This window comes from Nocardioides sp. NPDC057577 (genome assembly GCF_042801335.1).
Lineage (GTDB): Bacteria > Actinomycetota > Actinomycetes > Propionibacteriales > Nocardioidaceae > Nocardioides.
Map to the genome: position 1 here is coordinate 1 of NZ_JBHVGB010000040.1, position 19,246 is coordinate 19,246.

At 69.7% G+C, this 19,246-nt stretch carries 21 protein-coding genes; 11 read left to right on the plus strand and 10 right to left on the minus strand.

The genetic code is table 11. The annotated features are described in order from the left end of the window. Positions 1-126 precede the first annotated feature (126 nt). Entirely contained in the window at positions 127-999 is an 873-nt protein-coding gene (locus tag ACFU7D_RS10895) for an A/G-specific adenine glycosylase (RefSeq protein ID WP_378866929.1), read from the minus strand. Between the two features lie 73 nt (positions 1,000-1,072). Here ACFU7D_RS10895 and ACFU7D_RS10900 point away from each other — a divergent pair, with 73 nt between their 5' ends. Next, positions 1,073-1,801 carry a hypothetical protein gene (locus ACFU7D_RS10900; RefSeq protein WP_378725364.1) on the plus strand — a complete coding sequence of 243 codons (729 nt, stop codon included), beginning with the start codon at positions 1,073-1,075 and terminating at the stop codon, positions 1,799-1,801. Here ACFU7D_RS10900 and ACFU7D_RS10905 read toward each other — a convergent pair. From ACFU7D_RS10905 to radA, 3 genes are all read right to left on the minus strand, one after another. Then, positions 1,794-1,952, minus strand: a complete 159-nt coding sequence (locus ACFU7D_RS10905) for a hypothetical protein (protein ID WP_378866854.1) — start codon at positions 1,950-1,952, stop codon at positions 1,794-1,796. The genes ACFU7D_RS10900 and ACFU7D_RS10905 overlap by 8 nt on opposite strands. A 95-nt stretch (positions 1,953-2,047) precedes the next feature. Beyond that, positions 2,048-3,130 carry a DNA integrity scanning diadenylate cyclase DisA gene (gene disA, locus ACFU7D_RS10910; RefSeq protein WP_357336241.1) on the minus strand — a complete coding sequence of 361 codons (1,083 nt, stop codon included), beginning with the start codon at positions 3,128-3,130 and terminating at the stop codon, positions 2,048-2,050. An 88-nt stretch (positions 3,131-3,218) separates the two neighbouring features. Next, a complete protein-coding gene (radA, locus tag ACFU7D_RS10915) occupies positions 3,219-4,604 on the minus strand; it encodes a DNA repair protein RadA (protein WP_378725362.1) in 1,386 nt (461 codons plus the stop codon). Positions 4,605-4,860: 256 nt separating this feature from the next. Here radA and ACFU7D_RS10920 point away from each other — a divergent pair, with 256 nt between their 5' ends. Beyond that, positions 4,861-5,898 carry a LacI family DNA-binding transcriptional regulator gene (locus tag ACFU7D_RS10920; RefSeq protein WP_378725360.1) on the plus strand — a complete coding sequence of 346 codons (1,038 nt, stop codon included), beginning with the start codon at positions 4,861-4,863 and terminating at the stop codon, positions 5,896-5,898. Between the two features lie 28 nt (positions 5,899-5,926). Next, positions 5,927-7,096, plus strand: a complete 1,170-nt coding sequence (locus ACFU7D_RS10925) for an NAD(P)/FAD-dependent oxidoreductase (RefSeq protein WP_378866858.1) — start codon at positions 5,927-5,929, stop codon at positions 7,094-7,096. Positions 7,097-7,101: 5 nt separating this feature from the next. Here ACFU7D_RS10925 and ACFU7D_RS10930 read toward each other — a convergent pair whose 3' ends face one another. Both ACFU7D_RS10930 and ACFU7D_RS10935 read right to left on the minus strand, forming a co-directional pair. Further along, positions 7,102-7,866: a D-Ala-D-Ala carboxypeptidase family metallohydrolase gene (locus ACFU7D_RS10930; protein WP_378866861.1), complete on the minus strand. Its 765-nt coding sequence runs from the start codon at positions 7,864-7,866 to the stop codon at positions 7,102-7,104. A gap of 101 nt (positions 7,867-7,967) precedes the next feature. Then, positions 7,968-8,699, minus strand: a complete 732-nt coding sequence (locus ACFU7D_RS10935; RefSeq protein ID WP_378866864.1) for an SDR family oxidoreductase — start codon at positions 8,697-8,699, stop codon at positions 7,968-7,970. 99 nt (positions 8,700-8,798) lie between these two features. Here ACFU7D_RS10935 and ACFU7D_RS10940 point away from each other — a divergent pair, with 99 nt between their 5' ends. Next, entirely contained in the window at positions 8,799-9,641 is an 843-nt protein-coding gene (locus tag ACFU7D_RS10940) for a LysR family transcriptional regulator (protein WP_378866867.1), read from the plus strand. A 9-nt stretch (positions 9,642-9,650) separates the two neighbouring features. On the opposite strand, the gene ACFU7D_RS10945 is transcribed toward ACFU7D_RS10940, so the two are convergent. The 3 genes from ACFU7D_RS10945 to ACFU7D_RS10955 all read right to left on the minus strand — a co-directional run bounded on the left by ACFU7D_RS10945 (position 9,651) and on the right by ACFU7D_RS10955 (position 11,867). Then, positions 9,651-10,241, minus strand: a complete 591-nt coding sequence (locus tag ACFU7D_RS10945) for a class I SAM-dependent methyltransferase (RefSeq protein ID WP_378866870.1) — start codon at positions 10,239-10,241, stop codon at positions 9,651-9,653. Between the two features lie 119 nt (positions 10,242-10,360). Then, positions 10,361-11,017 carry a VOC family protein gene (locus tag ACFU7D_RS10950; protein ID WP_091045019.1) on the minus strand — a complete coding sequence of 219 codons (657 nt, stop codon included), beginning with the start codon at positions 11,015-11,017 and terminating at the stop codon, positions 10,361-10,363. Between the two features lie 88 nt (positions 11,018-11,105). Next, entirely contained in the window at positions 11,106-11,867 is a 762-nt protein-coding gene (locus ACFU7D_RS10955; RefSeq protein WP_378866873.1) for a hypothetical protein, read from the minus strand. Positions 11,868-12,018: 151 nt separating this feature from the next. Here ACFU7D_RS10955 and ACFU7D_RS10960 point away from each other — a divergent pair, with 151 nt between their 5' ends. Together ACFU7D_RS10960 and ACFU7D_RS10965 are read left to right on the plus strand one after the other, a co-directional pair. Continuing rightward, positions 12,019-13,443 (plus strand): ATP-binding protein, encoded by a 1,425-nt coding sequence (locus ACFU7D_RS10960; protein WP_378725348.1) that lies wholly within the window; start codon positions 12,019-12,021, stop codon positions 13,441-13,443. 8 nt (positions 13,444-13,451) lie between these two features. Further along, positions 13,452-13,766, plus strand: a complete 315-nt coding sequence (locus ACFU7D_RS10965; RefSeq protein ID WP_378866876.1) for a hypothetical protein — start codon at positions 13,452-13,454, stop codon at positions 13,764-13,766. Between the two features lie 67 nt (positions 13,767-13,833). On the opposite strand, the gene sigJ is transcribed toward ACFU7D_RS10965, so the two are convergent. Continuing rightward, on the minus strand, positions 13,834-14,715 hold the full coding sequence (sigJ, locus tag ACFU7D_RS10970) for an RNA polymerase sigma factor SigJ (RefSeq protein ID WP_378866879.1): 882 nt from the start codon (positions 14,713-14,715) through the stop codon (positions 13,834-13,836). Positions 14,716-14,860: 145 nt separating this feature from the next. On the opposite strand from sigJ, the gene ACFU7D_RS10975 reads away from it, so the two are divergent. From ACFU7D_RS10975 to ACFU7D_RS10995, 5 genes are all read left to right on the plus strand, one after another. Then, the gene (locus ACFU7D_RS10975) at positions 14,861-15,451 is read left to right on the plus strand and encodes an NADPH-dependent FMN reductase (RefSeq protein ID WP_378866882.1); all 591 of its coding nucleotides are present in this window, start codon (positions 14,861-14,863) and stop codon (positions 15,449-15,451) included. Continuing rightward, a complete protein-coding gene (locus tag ACFU7D_RS10980) occupies positions 15,448-15,879 on the plus strand; it encodes a YybH family protein (protein WP_378866885.1) in 432 nt (143 codons plus the stop codon). The genes ACFU7D_RS10975 and ACFU7D_RS10980 overlap by 4 nt, the downstream gene beginning before the upstream one ends. Positions 15,880-16,040: 161 nt before the next feature. After that, positions 16,041-17,303 carry an MFS transporter gene (locus ACFU7D_RS10985; RefSeq protein WP_378866888.1) on the plus strand — a complete coding sequence of 421 codons (1,263 nt, stop codon included), beginning with the start codon at positions 16,041-16,043 and terminating at the stop codon, positions 17,301-17,303. A 196-nt stretch (positions 17,304-17,499) separates the two neighbouring features. Further along, on the plus strand, positions 17,500-18,456 hold the full coding sequence (locus ACFU7D_RS10990) for a Ppx/GppA family phosphatase (protein WP_378725338.1): 957 nt from the start codon (positions 17,500-17,502) through the stop codon (positions 18,454-18,456). A gap of 11 nt (positions 18,457-18,467) precedes the next feature. Continuing rightward, positions 18,468-19,238, plus strand: coding sequence for a sugar phosphate isomerase/epimerase family protein (locus ACFU7D_RS10995; protein ID WP_378866891.1), 771 nt, complete (start codon positions 18,468-18,470; stop codon positions 19,236-19,238). Positions 19,239-19,246: the final 8 nt, after the last annotated feature.

Consider the following 19,246-nt stretch of genomic DNA (forward strand, 5'->3'; position numbering starts at 1 on the left):
GCAACGCCCCGGCCGTAGTGGCCGGGGCGTTGCCTTTTCCGAGAAGGTCGAAATGGCGGCCGAGTAGTTAGTTGTGGCGGACGAAAGTAGAGTTTCGTCCGCCATTTCTGCGGTTTCGGCGGCTGGTTAAGGGAGCGCGAAGAAGTCTGGTTCCACCTCGGTGGCCAGGTTGTCTTTCAGGAGGCCTTCCAGGGCACGTTGCCGCTGGGTCTCGTCGGACCAGACGACGTCGAGACGGCTGCGGTGCACGGGGGAGTCGGCGTCGCGGAGAACAGCCATGAGGCGGCCGCGGCACTGGCGGTCGGTGCCAGCCCAGGTCTGGACCTTACGAGGAGGGCCGTCGTACGCCGGGTGGCCGGCGGCGCGCCAGGCGCACTGGTCCGCGACCGGGCAATTGGCGCAGGACGGGTTGGCCGCGGTGCAGACGAGGGCGCCGAGCTCCATGACCGCGACCGACCACGTCGCGGCGGTCGGCTCGTCCTGCGGGAGTATGCCGGCGGCGAGCTCGCGCTCGGCCTTGTTGACCGACTGTGCGGGGAACTCGACTCCGCTCAGCGTCCGGGCGAGGACGCGGCGTACGTTCGTGTCGAGGACCACGTGCCGCTTGCCGTATGCGAAGGTGGCGATCGCCGCCGCGGTGTAGTCGCCGACGCCCGGGAGTGCGATCAGCTCGTCATACATCGCCGGCACCTCGCCGCCGTGGTGCTCGACGATCGCGGTGGCGGCGGCGTGCAGCCGTAGCGCCCGACGCGGGTAGCCGAGGCGGCCCCAGGCGCGTACGGCCTCGCCGGTCGGCTCGGCGGCCAGGTCGGCCGGGGTCGGCCAGCGTTCCATCCAGGCCTCGTGGACCGGGAGCACGCGGGAGACCGGGGTCTGCTGGAGCATGAACTCGCTGACCATCACCGACCACGGTGTCGCGGTCGCGGAGCGCCACGGGAGGTCGCGGGCATTGGCGTCGTACCAGTCCAGGACGGCGTCGTGGAGAACTGTCACACCCAGATTGTGCCGTGCGACAGGTATGGCACGGAGTGGCACCCCGAAACCTGCGCACCGGATCATTACGGTGTCGCCTATGGCCCGCTCGAGAAGGACTGGAGGACGGCTACCGGCCTCGGTCTACTGGCGCCGGCGGCTGGCGGTGCTCAGCATCGTCCTGCTCCTGATCGTCGGGATCTCGCGGTTCTTCTTCAGTGGTTCCGACGGCGCGGATGACACCGCAACACCTGTGGCCGACGAACCCACGGCGACGGTGACGGTCACGCCGACGCCCAGCGCGAAGCCGTCGAAGGAAGCAGGCAACGCGGGCGGCAACCAGGGCGGCAACAAGCCCAAGAAGCCGAAGAGCAGCGCGCCGCCGGAGCCGACCGGCGAGTGCTCGCCCTCCGACATCATCGTCGAGCCGGCCGTCACCGACGCCTACTCCTACGACAACGTCACCATCCCGCTGCAGCTGCGCACCGTGAAGGCTTCTGCCTGCACCTGGAAGCTGTCCGCCGACGCGCTCCAGGTGCGGATCTCGCAGAAGGGCGGCGACCTGGTCTGGTCGACGGTCGACTGCGCCAAGGCCGTGCCGACCAGGGAGATCGTCGTACGCCGCGACGTCGTCACCACGCTGCCCCTGACCTGGAGCGGCCGACGTGTCGTCGCGGGCGAGTGCACCGGTCACGGCCCGTGGGTGAAGCCGAACTTCTTCGTGATCGTCGCCGCCGCCCTCGGTGGCGAACCGTCATCGGCCACCTTCGGCCTCTACAAGCCGGGCACCGCCCTGTCGCGTACGGAACCCGACTCCCCGGTCAACTAACAGCCGAGCCGTCACCCCCGTCGGCCGAGGCGTCACCCCGGTCGGCCGAGGCGTCACCCCGGTCGGCCGAGGCGTCACCCGCGTCGGCCGAGGCGTCACCCGCGTCGGCCGAGACGTCACCCGCGTCGCCCGAGACGTCACCGGCTGCCAACTCGACCGTCCTAGCTGACGCCTCGACCGACGTAACTGACGCCTCGGCCGTCCTAGCTGACGCTTCGGCCGACGCGGGCGACGCTTCGGCAGGGGTCAGACGTAGCGCTCGAGGATGGTGGACTCGGCGAGGCGGGAGAGGCCCTCGCGTACGGAGCGGGCGCGGAGCTCACCGACGCCTTCGACGGCCTGGAGGTCGTCGACGCTGGCGGAGAGGAGCTTCTGGAGGGTGCCGAAGTGGTCGACGAGACGGTCGACGACGGCGGGTGGGAGGCGGGGGACCTTGGCGAGGAGGCGGTAGCCGCGCGGGGCGACGGCGCCGTCGAGCGCGTCGGAGGTGGTCAAGCCCAGGACCCGGGCGGTCGCGGCGGGGTCGACGAGCTCGGCGGAGTTGAGCGCCTCGAGCTCGGCCAGCAGCTCCTCGGGCGAACGCGCGCGCCGGCCGCGGGGGAGGTAGTCGCGGATGACCATCTCGCGCTCAGCGTCGACGCCGGTGATGAGCTCCTCCAGCTGGAGGGACAGCAGCCGGCCGTCGGTGCCGAGCTCGAGCACGTAGTCCTCGATCTCGCGGGCGATGCGGGTGACCATCTCCAGGCGCTGGGCGACGACGGCCACGTCGCGCACGGTCACCAGGTCCTCGATCTCGAGCGCCGACAGGGTGGAGGCCACCTCGTCGAGGCGCAGCTTGTAGCGCTCCAGGGTCGCCAGCGCCTGGTTGGCGCGGGAGAGGATCTGGCCGGAGTCCTCCAGGACGTGGCGGGTCTCCCCGACGTACGCAGCGATGATCTGCATCGACTGGGACACCGAGATCACCGGGCGACCGGTCTGCTTCGCGACCCGGTCGGCGGTGCGGTGCCGGGTGCCGGTCTCGGTCGAGGGGATGGTGTGGTCGGGCATCAGGTGGACGGCGGCCTGGACGATCCGGCTCAGCGAGTCGTCGACGATGATCGCCCCGTCCATCTTGGCGAGCTCACGCAGGCCGGTGGAGGTGAACGGGACGTCGAGCGTGAAGCCACCGGTCGCGATGCCGTCGACCATCTTGTCGTGGCCGAGCACGATCAGCGCGCCGGTGCGGCCGCGGAGAATCCGCTCGAGCCCGTCACGCAGCGGTGTTCCGGGCGCGATCAAAGCAAGCGTCTCGCGCAGTCGGATGGAGTCCGCGGTGCGGTCGGCGGGCACGGGGATCCTTTCGGAGTGGGATGGGGCGATTCTAGCCGTGGATCCAACCGTAACGCCGAGAACGTTCGGCCACGAGTCACCAAGCCGATCACACCAAGCGGAGGAATTCCAGCGCAGCACTGATGCTGTGCACCTCAAAGACACGCATCCCGTCGACTTCGCGCTCATTGGGGCGGTTGGGCACCGGCGCCCCTGGGTCGGCCGGGACGACGGCGACGGTGAACCCGAGCCGCGCCGCCTCGGAGAGTCGCTGGTCGAGATCTCGCACCCGACGCAGCTCGCCGGCGAGACCGATCTCGCCGAGCGCGACCACCCCGCGTGGCGTCGGTGTGCCGGTGTGGCTCGAGGCGACCGCGAGCGCCATCGCCAGGTCGGCGGCCGGATCGCTGATCCGGGCCCCGCCGACGGTCGAGGCGAACACGTCGCGACCGGAGAGGCCGACCCTCGCGTGGCGTTGCAGCACGGCGAGGATCATCGCGAGCCGGGAGCCGTCCAACCCCGAGGTCGTACGCTTCGCGCGCTCCTCCGCGCCCAGCACGGTCAGCGCCTGGATCTCGGCGAGCAGCGGCCGGCGACCCTCCATCGTCACGGTGACGCACGTGCCGGGGACCGAGACGTGGTGGGTCTCCACGAAGAGTCCCGAGGGGTCGGTGACCGCCACGATGCCGTCCGAGGACAGGTCGAAGCAGCCCACCTCGTCCACGGGGCCGAAGCGGTTCTTCATCGCCCGCACCATCCGGAACCTCGAGTCGCGCGCGCCCTCGAAGTGGAGGACCACGTCGACCAGGTGCTCCAGCACCCGCGGCCCGGCGATCGCCCCGTCCTTGGTCACGTGGCCGACCACGACGGTCGTGATGTTGCGGGTCTTGGCCACCCGGATCAGCGCCGCCGCCACCTCGCGCACCTGGGTCACCCCACCGGGAACGCCTTCGACACCCGATGCGCCGATGGTCTGCACGGAGTCGACCACGATCAGGTCGGGCCGGGTCTCCTCGATGTGGGTGAGCACGGCGCCGAGATCCGTCTCGGCGGCGAGGTAGAGCTCGTCCTGGATCGCGTTGGTCCGATCGGCGCGGAGGCGCACCTGCGAGGCCGACTCCTCGCCGGTCACGTACAGCGCCCGGCGCCCGTAGCGAGCCGTCTGCGCCGCCACCTCCAGCAGCAGCGTCGACTTCCCGACGCCCGGCTCGCCGGCCAGCAGGATCGCCGCTCCCGGCACCAGCCCGCCGCCGAGGACCCGGTCGAGCTCCGGCACTCCCGACGTACGCCGCTCCGACTCGGTCACCGACACGGTCCCGATCGGCACCGCTGCGGTCGAAACGGGGGCTGCCTGCGTACGTCCGATCGGAGCGGCCGCCTCGGCGACCGACCCCCACGCCTGGCACTCGCCGCAGCGGCCGACCCACTTCCCGGTCTCCCACCCGCACTCCGAGCAGCGGTAGGTGGCGCGTTTGGACGAGCGTGCGGTAGCCATGGCCAGCAACTTAGACCACGGCACCGACATCCGAGCCTGCGTCCCCGCGAGGCACGAGCGGGGGCGCAACGGGAGGAGGTCGAGCGAGCGCAGCCGGGTGAGCGAAGCGGGTCGAGACCTGAGTTGGTTTCGAGGATCGTCCCGAACGAAGCAGGCTGAGACCGATATAGGGGCGAAAGCGTCCCAAGAGCCCGGCCTTCGTTACCATGTCTTGGAACGATCCAGAGTTCCACGTCGGCATCAAGGGAGGCAGAGCGTGGCGGTGCCGCGTTCCGGCGGTCATATATCGGCCGCTCCGCCGACCCTGGCGGACGTCGCTGAGCTGGCCGGCGTGTCCCGCCAGACGGTCTCCAACGCGGTCAACAACCCCGATCTGCTGCGCGCCGACACCCTGGCCAGGGTGCAGGATGCGATCGACAAGCTGGGCTATCAGCCCAACCGCGCCGCCCGGAGCCTCCGGACCAGAGCGAGCCACCTGATCGGCCTGCGGATGCCCGCCCTCCAGGAGGGCACCGCCAACGCGATGATGGACCGGTTCGTGCACACCTTCGTCGAGGCCGCGGCCGAGACCGGCTACCACGTACTCCTCTTCTACGGCGACCCCGCCGACCCGCTCGACGGCTACGACGAGCTGCTCCGGTCGACCGCGGTCGACGCGTTCGTCGTCACCGACACCCACCTCGGCGGCCAGCAGACGACCTGGCTGCAGTCGCGGCGCGCGCGGTTCGTCTCCTTCGGGCGTCCGTGGACCCAGCCCGACGCCAAGCATCCCTGGGTCGACGTCGACCTCGCCTACGGCGCCGAGATCGCCACCGAGCACCTGATCGAGCGCGGCCACTCGAAGATCGCCTGGATCGGCTGGCACAAGGACTCGCTTCTCGGTGAGGAGCGAAGAAGCGGCTGGATCCACGCGATGCACACCCACGGCCTCTCGACCACCGGCCTGGCCTCGCGCACCGAGGACTCGATCAGCTCCGGCAAGGCCGCCGCCGACGCGATCCTCGACGAGACCGAGCCCACCGCGCTCGTCTGCGCCTCCGACACGCTCGCGATGGGCGTGCTCCACGCCCTGTTCGAGAGAAGGCTCCGACTCGGCGAGGACATCGCGGTCGTCGGCTTCGACGACTCCCAGGTCGCGCAGACGGTGCCGCCGGGCATCACGTCCGTACGTCCTCCGCTGGAGGAGGCGGCGCGCGAGCTGGTCAAGGCGCTCGAGGAGCTGCTCGCCACCCCTTCCTACGCCGCGCCCGGCGTGATGCTGAAACCCGTCCTGACCGTGCGAGGGTCTTCATAGAAGTGCCGATCCGCGCGACGATGGCCTCATGGGAACTGAGGACACGAACGACATCGTCGTCATCGGTGCTGGTCTCGCGGCAGTCAGCGCCATCGAAGCCCTTCGCGACGAGGGGTACGCCGGCCGCCTGACCCTGGTGGGGAAGGAACCGGAGCTGCCCTACGAGCGACCGCAGCTCTCCAAGGACTTCCTCTCCGGCGCCAAGGAGTTCAAGCTCTCCCACGACGAGGCGTGGTTCGCCGAGAAGGACGTCACCGTCCTCACCGGCATCACCGCGACCGCCCTGAACCTGGACCGCGGCACCGTCACGCTCGACAACGGTGACGACCTGCCGTTCGGCCAGGTGCTCCTGGCCACCGGAGCCGACCCGAAGACGCCGCCGATCCCCGGCATCGAGAACGCGAGGACCCTCCGCACCGTCGAGGACGCTCGCCGCCTCAAGGACGCGGTCGATCCCGGCACCAGGGTCGTCACGGTCGGTGGCGGCTGGATCGGGCTCGAGGTCGCCGCGTCGGTGACCGCGCTCGGCGGGAAGGCGGTCGTGCTCGAGGCGGCCGCGCAGCCGCTCCTCAACGTCCTCGGTCCGGTCCTCGCCGAGCACGTCGCCGACCTCCATGTCCGGCACGGAGTCGAGGTCCGCACCGGGACGACCGTCGAGTCGATCGAGCCGGGAGCCGTACGCACCAGCGAAGGCGAGGTCCCCGCCGACATCGTCCTGGTCGCCGTCGGTGCGGCACCGGCCACGGGGCTGGCCGCCGACGCCGGCCTCGAGGTCGGCGACGGCATCGTGGTCGACGAGCGGCTGCGTACGTCTGATCCTCGGGTCTTCGCGGCAGGTGACGTCGCGCTCGCGAAGCACACCGTGCTCGGTCCGCTGCGGGTCGAGCACTGGGACAACGCGATCAAGCAGGGCCGGCTGGCGGCCCGGTCGATGCTGGGCAAGGACGGCGCCTACGACTGGCAGCCCTACTTCTTCACCGACCAGTTCGAGTTCTCGATGGAGTACGTCGGCCGCTCCGCGCCCGAGGACGAGGTGCTCCTCCGCGGCAACGTCGACGGCGATGAGTTCATCGCCTACTGGCGAGACGGTGAGACGGTCACCGCCGGGATGAACGTCGGTATCTGGGACGTCAACGACAAGCTCCGCGAGCTGGTCGGGACCGATGCCGATCCCGACCAGCTCACCGAGTCACCCTGAGTGGGTCAGAAGCACTGCGAGGCGCTGTGGAAGACGCTCGACTGGATGCCGAGGTGGATGTGGTCGCTGTGGTCGGGGTAGCCCGGCCCGAGCACCTGCGGGAACGACTGGCGTGAGGCACGCCCGATGCCGCACATGGTCGTCGCGCTGCTGCCGGGCACCAGGTCCATGGCCCGGCCGTAGAGGTGGTTGCTGTTGGAGGCGCCGCCGACGGCGTCGTTGCATGCCCTCGAGCGGTAGGCCGAGGTCACCCGCAGCGGGTTGTCGCCGAGCCGGTGCCGGATCGCCTCGGCCCGCCACATCGCCTGCATGAGGTTGGCCTTGACCTGGGCGACCGTCACCCCGGAGATCGGCGTCGGCCAGCCGCCGTAGCAGACGTCGTCGACCTCGCTCCAGGCGAAGTGGACCGGGGTGCAGTCGTCGTCCTGGAGCGCGTAGATCTTGTTGAACGTGTTCGTCCCCGCGACCCCGTCGGCCGAGAGGCCGTAGGCGGCCTGGAAGTTGCGGACCGCGGTCGTCGTCGCCGGACCGTAGGACCCGTCGATGGAGAAGATCGTGCCGGAGGCCGCCCATCCGGCGACGCGGATCTGCAGCTGGGTGACCGCGTTGCCCGTGGACCCCTGCTGCAGGGTGCCGCTCCAGGTGTAGCAGGCGTCGGCGTGGGCGGGGGCGGCCGTGGAGGTGATGGCGACCAGGCTGGTCGCCAACGTGACGAGGAGAGAACCGATGACCGTGCCGAGGCGACGCCCGGGACGTGATGTGAGGCGCATCTGTGGAGCTCCTTATCTTTCCGAGAGGTCCGAGAGGACCCGAGTCGCTCCCTAGAGTGGCCTTCTTTGACGTCGTGTACTTGGATTTCGCGTGAATGTAATCACCAGGGAATGAGGCCGGCGTCCTCGAAGTAGCCGCCGGTCGGGCCGTCGTCGGGCAGGGTCGCGAGGCTGATCGCGATCCGGGCGCCCTCCTCGGGAGTGCGTACGCCGCGGAATCCGTTGAGGTCGGTGGCCACGAACCCGGGGCAGCCGAGGTTGATCAGGATGTTCGTGTCACGCAGCTCCTTGGCGTACTGGATCGTGACGGCGTTGAGGTAGGTCTTCGTCGGGCTGTACGCCCCCGAGATCGGCCCCACGGCCAGCGGGTCGTCCGACGCCGTCTGCCGGGCGAGGGAGCCGACGCCGCTGGACATGTTGACGATCCGCGGCGCCGCTGACCGCCGAAGCAGGGGCAGCATCGCGTTGATGACCCGGACCACGCCGAAGACGTTGGTCTCGACGGCGGCCCGCATCTGATCGATCGAGACCTCGGTCGGGTTCTGCGGCATGCCGCCGGTGATGCCGGCGTTGTTGACGAGTACGTCCAGGCCGCCGTGCACCTCCTCGATCAGGTGGGCTGCGGCCGCGACGCCGGCGTCGTCGGTGACGTCCAACGGCACCCCGAAGGCGTCGACGCCGTTGGCCCGCAGCTTCTCCACCGCGGCCTCCCGGCGGCCGTCGTCGCGGGCGCCGACGCCGACCTTCCAGCCGCGCGCACCGAGGCCCGCGGCGATCTCGTAGCCGATTCCCTTGTTGGCGCCGGTGACCAGCGCGATCGTGTTCTCGCTCATGTCTCCAGCCTGGTCAGGGACCGCAGAACACTCCAATATCACCTCGGTGGCCACCTATACCGATCGGGTATGTTTCCAGGTCGGAGTAGGGTTGGGGCCATGGAGACCCGGGAGCTTCGCTACTTCGTCGCGGTCGCCGAGGAGCTGCACTTCAGCCGCGCGGCGGTGCGTCTCGGGATTGCCCAGCCGCCGCTGTCGCGCGCGATCAGCCAGCTCGAGCGACGCCTGGGCGGGCCGCTGCTGGAGCGCAACAGCCGCGGCGTCTCGCTGACCGACGCCGGCCGGGTGCTCCTGGCCGAGGCCCGCGCCGCGCTCGACGCGGTCGATGCCGCCGAGCGCCGCACCCGCCGCGCCACGGGCAGCGGCGACGACCCCGGCCTGGTCCTCGTCTCGAAGGCAGGTGCCGCGACCGAGCTGCTGACCAAGCTGCTGGACGCGTACGCCGCAGAGCCCGGCTCGGTGAAGGTCGAGGTCACCCTCTGCGGCATCGGAGAGCAGGGGCCGCATCTGCGCGACGGCCGTGCCGACGTAGCTCTCCTGCACCGGCCCTTCGACTCGACCGACGGGCTCGACAGCGAGGACCTGCTCACCGAGGGACAGGTCGCGGTGCTGCCCTCCGGTCACCCGTGGGCGACCCGTTCACACCTGCGGCTGGCCGACCTCGACGACATCCCCGACGTCCCGCCGATGCGCTGGCCGTCGGGCGGTGGCAAGGCCGGCGGTGCCGGTCCGGAGGTCCGCGACTCGACGCAGCTCTACCAGCTGATCGCGCTCGGCCGGGCGTACGCGGTCCTGCCGGAGTCCGCGCGCGCCGAGCAGCATCACGGCATCGCCACCGTCCCGGTCCTGGGCGCGCCCGAGGTCACCACGGTCATCGCCTGGCCGCAGCACAGCCGCTCGCTCGCGCTGGCCACGCTGGTTCAGGTCGCGACAAGGCTCTAGCTCTGCTGATCAGAAGCGCTTCCACCAGAGGTTCACCGCGTAGTCGACATACGTCCCCCGGTGTTCCTCCAGGATCGTGGCGGCCGTGGCGGCGTCGAACTCGATGCGTACGACCGCCTCCAGGTCCGCGCGCGAGCTGAACGACCAGTCCATCTCGACGGGGACCCGCGTCCAGCCGTGCATCGACCAGAACCGCTCCTGCTCCTCCGGCGGTGGAACCTTCGGGTAGCCGCGACGGAACCACGCGCCGAAGCTCGACCGGGAGCCGTCGTTGTCGATCACCATCGCCACGCCGCCGCGGCGCATCACCCGGTCGAGCTCGCCGAGCCCCGGCTCGGAGCCCGGGCCGAAGAAGTAGGCCCAGCGGGCGTGCATCACGTCGACGGAGGCCGGCGGCAGCGGGAGCTGTTGCGCGATCCCGTTGTGGACGGTGACGTTCGGGAGTCGCTTCGTACGCCGCCGGGCCAACGTCACGAGATCCGGATGGGGCTCGATGCCGGTGACCGTGCGGGCGGTCTCGGCGAACTTCGGCAGGTAGAACCCGGTCCCGCAGCCCAGGTCGAGCACGTCGCGCCCGGCCCACGGCGCGGTCTCGGCCATGGCGGCCCAGAGCCGCCCGTGCGGGTCGAGGGCGCGGTTCTCGATCTCGTACGTCGCGGTGTGGTTCCAGATGTTGGGGGACGGAATCGCTCCCGTCGCCCCCGGCAGGTCGAGCCTGGTCAGATCCGGACCTCGCCGCGCGGCGTCACGAACTTGGCGGCCAGCAGGCCGGGGGTGCCGTGCTCGGCGACCCAGTCGATGTGGACGTTCTCGGCGGGCTTGCCGGTCCACGGGTCGACCCGCTCCTTCAGCTCATCGCCGAGGTAGTCCTTGACCCGCTCGGGGTCGCCGGAGATCTCCAGGTCGGTGAGGGTGATGTCGGAGCCGGCGTTGCCGGGGTGGAGATCGGGGGTCTCCCACTTGATGAAGTAGGGGAGCTGCGGGTCGGCGATCAGGCCGTTGATGCCGATCTGCTGCCAGTGGAGCTCGCGGCCGTCGGGGAGGTGCCGGTTGCCGGGAACCGCCTTGCGGCCGAGCCGCTCCTCGATCGGGGTCATGTCGTCGACGCCGATCACGAAGCCGATCCAGCCGCCACCGAGGGCGGAGCGGGCCTTGACGGCCTGCCCGAACGGGGCCTTGTCGCTGGCCGGGTGCTCGAGTGCCTCGACGACCTCGAGGTAGAGGCCGCCACGCATCGGAAGGATGTAGTTGCGGGTGCCGAAGCGGGGGTGGACGCCGCCGTCGACGAACTCCTGGCCGAGCAGCTCACCGAGCTGCTTGGCGGTCTGTACCAAGCCATCGGGTCCTGCAGCGTACGAAACATGGTCCAGGCGCATGTAACGATTCTGAACTCTCGCTGAGAGAGAGACCAATCCAGGGTCACTATCTCTTGATGTCGAGATACAGCCAGGGGTTCAGTCCCGCTCAGCGAGGGCTGGCGGGATGGAGGGCCAACGCTGACCTCGACCGGACGTGCGCCTCGCAGTGGCGGACGAGCTCGGCGTACGCCGCCTTGCCCATCAGCTCGGTCAGCTCGGCCTGGTTGGTGAGGTAGACGGGCTCGACGGCGACGTGGGCCTCGGTGTTGCCGGAGCAGTACCAGTCCAGGTCGTGGCCGCCCGGGCCCCAGCCACGCCGGTCGTACTCGGTGATCGTCACCTCGGTGTAGGTCGTCCCGTCGGTGAGCTCGACGTCGCGGAACGTACGTCGGATCGGCAGCTGCCAGCACACGTCCGGCTTCGTCTCGAAGTGCTCCCGGCCTTCCTTCGCGGCCAGGATGTGGAGCGCACACCCTGAACCGCCGGAGAAGTCCGGCCGGTTGGCCAGCACGCAGGACTCCTGCCCGCGAAACTCCGTTACGCGGGTCTTCCGCTCGCCGTCCTCGTCGAGCTCGACCCAGTCGTCGGTCCCCACGTTGCGCCCCGGGTGCTGCTCCCAGACCTCGGGGGTCAGCTCGGCGACGAACTTCGCCGTCCGGGCCTCGTCCTCCTCGTCGGCGAAGTGTGCCCCCAGCGTGCAGCACCCCACGTCCGGGGAGCTCTTGAACATCCCCGGACAGCCGTTGCCGAAGATGCAGGAGTAGGCCGACGTCAACCAGGTCAGGTCACATCGCATCCGCTCGTCAGGGTCGTCGGGATTGACGAACTCCACCCACGCACGTGGGAAATCCAGGGGTACCTCAGGCACTGGGCAAGCCTACGTCGCGAGGCGTGGCCGGCCCGCATGACTGTGTCTTCGGGGAGGCGACGCACGTGCGTACGTCAAATGCACCTCAAATGTACGTCGCCGGGTACATTTGAGGTGCATTTGACGTACTTTTGTCTTTCGGAAGGCACGAATGGATATCGAGGAGATCCTGCGCACGCTCAGGTTCGCCGGAGGCGACACGGCTGCCATCGAGGTCAAGTCTGCTGCCGGCGGCTACCCGTCGACGACGTTGGAGTCCCTTGGGGCTCTTGCCAACACGCCGGGAGGCGGCGCGATCGTGTTCGGCCTCGACGAGCGACGCGGGTTCGCACCCACGGGCGTCTACGACGTTCAGAAGCTCAAGCAGCGACTCGGAAACGAGGCCCAGGACTTCACCCCCCACGTACGTATCTCGATCTCCGATGCCGTGGTCGACTCCAAGCCCGTCGTCATCGCAGAGGTCGGGGAGTGTGACGCTGCCTTCAAGCCCTGCACTCACGTGACGGGCAAGGCATGGGTGCGCAGCTATGACGGCGATTTCCAACTCTCTGACCTCGAGCGACAGGGATTCCTGAGCAACCGTGCCGCCCCGCACTTCGACATCGCCCCGGTCCCGGGTACGTCGGTCTCTGATCTCGAGGCGTCTGCTGTGGCTGCTTGGAGCGAGACAGTGAGGCGGGAAGACCCGGGCGGATTGGGTCGGTTCGATGACGAGGCCCTGCTCAGGCATGGTGGAGTCGTCACCGGCGCCGGCGAGCTGACGGTGGCGGGTTTGATGATGCTCGGCGAGTATCCCCAGACCTGGTTCTCTCGACTCGTGGTGCACGTCGCTCGGGTTGAGCCCGATGGCTCGTTCCGAAATGCGAAGTCTCTGAGTGGCTCGATCCCACGCATGCTCGCTTCCGCAGTGGACTGGGTAGCGCAGAATGTCGACTACGCCATGGTCTCCGGGCCGGATGGTCATCTCAGGGACGTACCTGCGTTCCCGGTTTCGGTGATACGCGAGTTGGTCGGTAATGCGCTCGTCCACAGAGATCTGGCGCCCTGGTCGGAGGGAATCGCGATCCACCTGCGCATCTACCGAGATCGCCTGGTGATCACCAACCCCGGTGGTCTCTACGGACTCACGGTTGAACGGCTTGGTCGCGAGGCGATCAGCCGATCCAGGAACGCGAAGCTGGTTGCTCTCGGCGTCAACGTCTCCGCGCCTGGCGGTGTCCGAGTCGTCGAGTCCTTGGCGTCAGGTCTTATCCGAGTCAACGCCGAGCTCGATGATCAGGGTCTTCCCCGTCCAACTTTTGTCGACACCGGAATTCAGTTCACCGCCATCGTGAAGGCGACGAGGCACAGGGATCCACGCCCACCCACGACGATGGTCGAACTGATCGGCGCAAAACAGCAGCAAGTCCTGGCAGCTTTGATCGAGGGCGGTCAGGTCGGAGTGGCTGACCTCGTTGAGCGCACCGGTCTGTCTCCGACGGTGGTGCGTCGCGCCCTCACCGCCTTGCGCGAGAAGAGGATGGCGACTGTGGTGTCGGGTGGACGAGGGCGTGAGACCACGTACGAGGCAACGTAGGGGGCTTGGTGAGCCGAGTTGTAGCGCTCACGTGGGCGGATGTCGACCAGGTGAGGTGGGGAGAGGTCGCAGCGTTCAAGGTCAGCAAAGCGGATCTGGCGTCTGCCGGGCTCACGTTCGACGTCGTGGACTTCGACGGCCTAGAGGTAGAGATCGCTGCCTTTCAGATTGAATCAGGTGAAGTCGCGATGATTGGCAGCGGTCACAACTCGCCCGACCTCCTCAGCCTCGCCGTCGCGGCCGATGCCGAGGCGGCTCCAGAGGAGTTCATGGTCGCTCTTGGCGTTGAATTCGAGTGGTCGGAGTGGCAGCCGCTGCGCTGAACCCGGTGCGCGTCAGAGATCCAGGCTTGGGTGCCGGGACAGCGCACGTGGCCGGGCCGCGGGTTCATCAGGCCGTCCACGGACGCAGCTTCTCCGGGTTGCGTACGGCCCAGATGCGGGTGATACGGCCGTCGGCGACGTCGAAGGCGTAGACCGAGACGGTGGCGCCGTCGACCTGGCCGACCAGGCCGGGCTGGCCGTTGACCTCGCACTCCCGCAGCGTCACCGCCGGGGCGCGGGCGGCGATCTCCATCCAGGCGCCGGCGATCTGCTCGGCGCCGCTGATGGGCTCGAGGAAGGCCAGGGCGAGGCCGCCGCCGTCGGCGGTCGCGATCGCCTGCGGGTCGAGCAGGCCGACGAGGGCCTCGATGTCGTGGGTCTCCCACGCCTGCTTGAAGCTCCGGACGAGATCCTCCCGCTCGGCGCTGGAGTGGTCGCGCGAGGTGTCGATGCGGCGGCGGGCGTGGGAGGCGAGCTGGCGGCAGGCGGCCGGGGTACGTCCGACGACGTCGGCGATCTCGGCGAAGGTGTAGCGGAAGATGTCGTGCAGGACGAAGGAGACCCGCTCGGCGGGGGTCATCGAGTCGAGCACCACCAGGAACGCCATGCTGACCGACTCGTCGAGGGTGACCCGGTCGGCGGGATCGGCCGGAGCGGAGCCGTCCAGCCAGCCGCCGGGCACCGGCTCCGGGATCCAGTCGCCGACATAGTGCTCACGCCGGGCGCGCGCCGAGCCGAGGAGATCGAGACAGATCCGGCTGGCGACCGTCGTCATCCAGGCGCCGGGGTTCTTGACCGCGTCCCGCTGCCGGTCGGAGAGGGCGTACCAGCGGGTGTAGGTCTCCTGCGTCACGTCCTCGGCCTCGGCGAGCGAGCCGAGCAGCCGGTAGGCGAGGTTGATCAGCTGGCGACGTTCGCTGATCACCTCGGCGAGGTGCGGGTCGGACATGGCGGCTCCTTCGGTCTGCATGTCTACAACCGATCCGACGAAACAGCGACCCGATCTGTGAGACCGCCTGACAAACCGATCTGACATTCCGTACGCCTGCTTCGTCGGAGGGGCGACAGACCCACGACAGTAAGGAGTCCGGAAGATGACCCGCATCGGCATCATCCTCGGCAGCACCCGTCCCAATCGCAACGGCCCGCAGGTCGCCCGCTGGGTCCACGACCTCGCGTCGCGCCGCGACGACGCGGCCTTCGAGCTCATCGATCTGCGCGATCACCCGCTCCCGCACCTGGACGAGCCCGTGCCGCCGATGTTCGGGCCGTCGGCGAACCAGCACACCCGCGACTGGGCCGAGCGGATCGCCCCGTTCGACGGGTTCGTGATCGTGACCCCGGAGTACAACGGCGGCATGCCGGGGGTCCTGAAGAACGCCATCGATCACGCCTGCGCGGAGTGGACGAACAAGGCGGTCGGGTTCGTCTCCTATGGGGTCAGCGGCGGTGCTCGAGCGGTCGCCCAGCTGCGTACGGTCTGCGGGACGCTCGGCATGGCCGACGTGAGCCGTCCGGTGGAGATCTCGCTGTTCACCGACTTCGAGGACCACACCACCTTCGTGCCTGGCGACCGGCACGCCGTCGCGCTGACCGCCACGCTGGACCAGGTCGTCTCGTGGAGCACCGCGCTCGCGCCGCTGCGCGACGGCACCCTCGTCGGGGCCGAGGCAGGTCGGTCATGAGTGCCCACGAGGAGGCCGCGATCCGGCAGCAGATCGGGAAGGTGATCGAGGGACTGCGCGCCAAGGACCTCGACGCCCTGCGGGAGCCGTACGCCCCCGACGTCGTCTCCTTCGACGTCGAGCCGCCGCTCCAGCACGTCGGGATCGAGGCGAAGCTCGCGAACTGGGCCAGGGTCTTCGAGGTCTTCGAGAAGGTGGACTACGAGCTCCGGGACCTGACCCTGACCATCGGTGGAGACGTGGCGTTCGGGTACGCCTTCGGCCGGCTCAGCGGGACCATGAAGAACGGGGTCGCGACGACCGGGATGTGGGTCCGGGTCACCTACGGGCTGCGGAAGGTCGACGGCATCTGGGTGATCGTCCACGACCAGGTCTCGGTGCCGTTCGACATCCTCAGCGGCCACGGGGTGACCGATCTCGAACCGTGACGGAGAAGACGTTCCGGGGATTCCGGATGGGCGGGGCGGGCGGCGTATTCTTGTAGGTGCGAAGCGACTGCTTCGTTTCCATCGTGTATCACCTCGCGCTGGCCCCGCCGGCGGACCAAGGCGGCACTGAGCCGCGGTTCGCAGCGGGAGGTTCGAAAGAGATGTCAGAGCAGCGCGAGCAGAGTCGCGTGCGCGCCGTCGGAGGGACCTACTTCCCGCTCGCGCTGGTCGCGCGGATGCCGTACGCGATGATGGTCGTCGGGGTGCTGACGCTGGTCGTCGCGGGCCGCGGCTCGCTGGCGCTCGGGGGTCTGAACTCGGCGATGGTCGGGATCGGCGCCGCGACGTGCGGCCCGCTTCTCGGTGCCGCCGTCGACCGGTTCGGCCAGCGCCGCGTGCTGCTGGTGATCAGCGTCGCCAGCAGCGCGGCGCTGGGCGCGATGGCCTGGGTGGTCTACAGCCCGCTGCCGGACGCGGCCGTGCTGGCGGTGGCGTTCCTGGTCGGTGCGACCGCTCCGCAGATCGCGCCGCTGTCGCGGTCCCGACTGGTGGCGATCATCTCGGCGTGCGTCGCGCCGGCACGCCGCGTCCGGGTGCTCGACTCGACGATGGCCTACGAGTCGGCGGCCGACGAGATCGTCTTCATCGTCGGGCCGGTCGTCGCGGGCGTCCTCGCCGTCACGATCGACCCGTGGGCCCCGGTCGTCGCCGCCGCGGCACTCACCCTGGTCTTCGTCTCGGCCTTCGCGCTCCACCCGAGCGCTGCGGCTGCGCAGGCCGCTGCCGGACGTACGCCAGCCGCCGGGTCCGTGCGTGAGCTCGCCCGTCCGGGTGTGGTCGTCATCGTGGTCGGCATCCTCGGCGTCGGCCTCTTCTTCGGCTCGATGCTCACCTCGCTGACCGCGTTCATGGGCGACCACGGGCGCCCCGAGGAGGCGGGTCTGGTCTACGCCGCGATGGGCGTCGGATCGGCCGCGCTGGCGCTGGGCGTCGCCCTCTTCCCTGCGCGCTTCACCTCGGCCGCGCGCTGGCTGGTCTTCGGCGGGGTCATGCTCGCCGGTGCGCTGGCCCTGCCCGGGGTGTCGTCGGTGACCGGGATGGTGCTCGCGCTGCTCGTCGTCGGCCTCGGGATCGGGCCGACCCTGGTCACCCAGTACGGCCTCGGCGCCCGTCGCAGCCCGGTCGGCCGGTCCGCCACCGTGATGACCATGCTCGGCTCCGCGGTGATCCTCGGCCAGTCGCTGGCCTCCGCGATCACCGGCAACGTCGCCGAGCGCTGGGGCACCGAGGCGGCACTCGTCCTGCCCGCCGTCGCCGCGCTCGTCGTCGTGATCGCCGGGGCTGTCAACGCCCGGATCGGCGAGCCCACCGCGCCCGCCGCAGCCCCGGCTGCCGAGCGTGCTGTGGCCACCGCCGACCACTGAACGGTGACGGGCGACCCGAGCCTGAGGCGGCGCCCGGCCACTGGTCCCAAGGCGACGCAGAGATCGGGACGATGATCGACCACGGTGATCTCGAGCGGGCCGCCCCATCGACGGAGTGCCAGCGCGATCGCTGGTAGTGCCTCGTCCGTGCACAGGAGTTCCGCGTGGGGGACGGCGAGCCACTAAAGTCGAACCTATGCGTTTGGGCGTACTCGACATCGGATCGAACACGGGACACCTGCTCGTGGTCGACGCCCACGGCGGGGCGGCCCCGTTACCGGCGTACTCGTTCAAGCAGCCGTTGCGGCTGGCCGAGCACCTCGACGAGGCCGGAGATGTGACCGAGGCCGGGATCGAGGCGCTGACCGCGTTCACCCGCGAATCGGTGTCGGTCGGGGAGGAGAAGGGCGTCTCGGAGATGCTGGCGTTCGCCACCTCGGCGGTGCGCGATGCGGGCAACTCGCAGCAGGTGCTCGACCGCGTACATGCCGAGACCGGGGTCGAGATCGAGGTCCTGCCCGGCGACGACGAGGCACGGCTGACCTTTCTGGCCGTACGCCGCTGGTTCGGCTGGTCCGCCGGTCGGCTCGCAGTCTTCGACATCGGCGGCGGGTCGCTGGAGATCGCGGCGGGACTGGATGAGCAGCCGTACGTCGCCTGGTCGCTGCCGCTGGGAGCCGGCCGGCTCGCCCGCAGCTACTTCGGTGACCGGCCCGCGGAGGAGGAGCTGCGTGAGCTGCGCCGGATGATCCGGGCCTCGATCGCCGAGGATGCGGGCAAGATCCTGCGCGGTGGCCACCCGGACATGGCGGTGGCGACCTCGAAGACGTTCCGCTCGCTGGCGCGCATCTGTGGTGCCGCGCCGAGCGGTGAGGGGCTGCGCGTGCGCCGTCAGCTGCAGCTGGCCGAGCTGCAGCGCTGGATCCCCAAGCTGCTGGAGATGTCGCTCGAGGAGCTCTCCGAGCTGCCCGGGGTCAGCCCGTCGCGGGCCCATCAGATCGTGCCCGGTGCGCTGGTCGCCGAGGCGTGCCTCGACATCTTCGACCTGCCTGCGTTCGAGATCTGCCCGTGGGCGCTGCGTGAGGGCCTGATCCTCGACCGTCTCGACCACCTGTCCTTCATCGGCAGCTCCGATGTTGGAAGGTCCGACTAGGAGGCCCCGCGATGATCTCGCTGTCGACATCCTCTACCTTTCCCGAGTCGACCGCTCACGCCTTCGCGTACGCCGCGGAGGTGGGCTACGACGGCGTCGAGATCATGGTCGGCATCGACGCGCTGTCGCAGCAGACCCATGCGGTCAAGCAGCTCGCCGAGCACTACGGCCTGCCGGTCGTCGCGATCCACGCGCCGACGCTGCTGTTCACCCAGCAGGTCTGGGGCTTCGAGCCCTGGGGGAAGCTCGAGCGGTCGGCCGAGATGGCCGCCGAGGTCGGTGCGGGCGTGGTGGTCGTACATCCGCCGTTCCGCTGGCAGCGCGAGTACGCGGCCGGGTTCGTGGAGGGGATCGCCAGGCTGGAGCGCTCGACCGGGCTGCGGTTCGCCGTGGAGAACATGTATCCGTGGCGGGCGGCCAAGCGCTCGACGCCGATGTACCTGCCCCACTGGGACCCCTCGACCGAGGAGTACGCCAACACCACCATCGATCTCTCCCACGCCGCGATCGCCGGCGACGACGTGATCGAGATGGCGAAGCGGCTCGGCCCGCGGCTGCGGCACATCCACCTCACCGACGGCACCGGCTCGGCCAAGGACGAGCACCTCGTCCCCGGCCGCGGCCACATGGGCGCCGACCGCTTCCTGCGCCATCTCGCCGCCTCCGGCTTCGACGGCGAGATCGTGCTGGAGATCAGCACCCGCCGCGCCCACTCCCGCGAGGAGCGCGTCGCCGACCTCCGCGAGTCGCTCGAGTTCGCGCGCAAGCACTTCCAGCCCTGAGCCCGCCC

Excerpts from the sequence above, each read along its gene's own strand:
- radA (WP_378725362.1), bottom strand. The coding sequence starts at position 4,604 with ATGGCTACCGCACGCTCGTCCAAACGCGCCACCTACCGCTGCTCGGAG.
- ACFU7D_RS10990 (WP_378725338.1), top strand. The coding sequence starts at position 17,500 with ATGCGTTTGGGCGTACTCGACATCGGATCGAACACGGGACACCTGCTC.
- ACFU7D_RS10930 (WP_378866861.1), bottom strand. The coding sequence starts at position 7,866 with ATGCGCCTCACATCACGTCCCGGGCGTCGCCTCGGCACGGTCATCGGT.
- ACFU7D_RS10985 (WP_378866888.1), top strand. The coding sequence starts at position 16,041 with ATGTCAGAGCAGCGCGAGCAGAGTCGCGTGCGCGCCGTCGGAGGGACC.
- ACFU7D_RS10925 (WP_378866858.1), top strand. The coding sequence starts at position 5,927 with ATGGGAACTGAGGACACGAACGACATCGTCGTCATCGGTGCTGGTCTC.
- ACFU7D_RS10980 (WP_378866885.1), top strand. The coding sequence starts at position 15,448 with ATGAGTGCCCACGAGGAGGCCGCGATCCGGCAGCAGATCGGGAAGGTG.
- ACFU7D_RS10995 (WP_378866891.1), top strand. The coding sequence starts at position 18,468 with ATGATCTCGCTGTCGACATCCTCTACCTTTCCCGAGTCGACCGCTCAC.
- ACFU7D_RS10945 (WP_378866870.1), bottom strand. The coding sequence starts at position 10,241 with ATGGCCGAGACCGCGCCGTGGGCCGGGCGCGACGTGCTCGACCTGGGC.
- ACFU7D_RS10975 (WP_378866882.1), top strand. The coding sequence starts at position 14,861 with ATGACCCGCATCGGCATCATCCTCGGCAGCACCCGTCCCAATCGCAAC.
- ACFU7D_RS10950 (WP_091045019.1), bottom strand. The coding sequence starts at position 11,017 with ATGCGCCTGGACCATGTTTCGTACGCTGCAGGACCCGATGGCTTGGTA.
- ACFU7D_RS10935 (WP_378866864.1), bottom strand. The coding sequence starts at position 8,699 with ATGAGCGAGAACACGATCGCGCTGGTCACCGGCGCCAACAAGGGAATC.
- sigJ (WP_378866879.1), bottom strand. The coding sequence starts at position 14,715 with ATGTCCGACCCGCACCTCGCCGAGGTGATCAGCGAACGTCGCCAGCTG.
- ACFU7D_RS10940 (WP_378866867.1), top strand. The coding sequence starts at position 8,799 with ATGGAGACCCGGGAGCTTCGCTACTTCGTCGCGGTCGCCGAGGAGCTG.
- ACFU7D_RS10960 (WP_378725348.1), top strand. The coding sequence starts at position 12,019 with ATGGATATCGAGGAGATCCTGCGCACGCTCAGGTTCGCCGGAGGCGAC.
- ACFU7D_RS10900 (WP_378725364.1), top strand. The coding sequence starts at position 1,073 with ATGGCCCGCTCGAGAAGGACTGGAGGACGGCTACCGGCCTCGGTCTAC.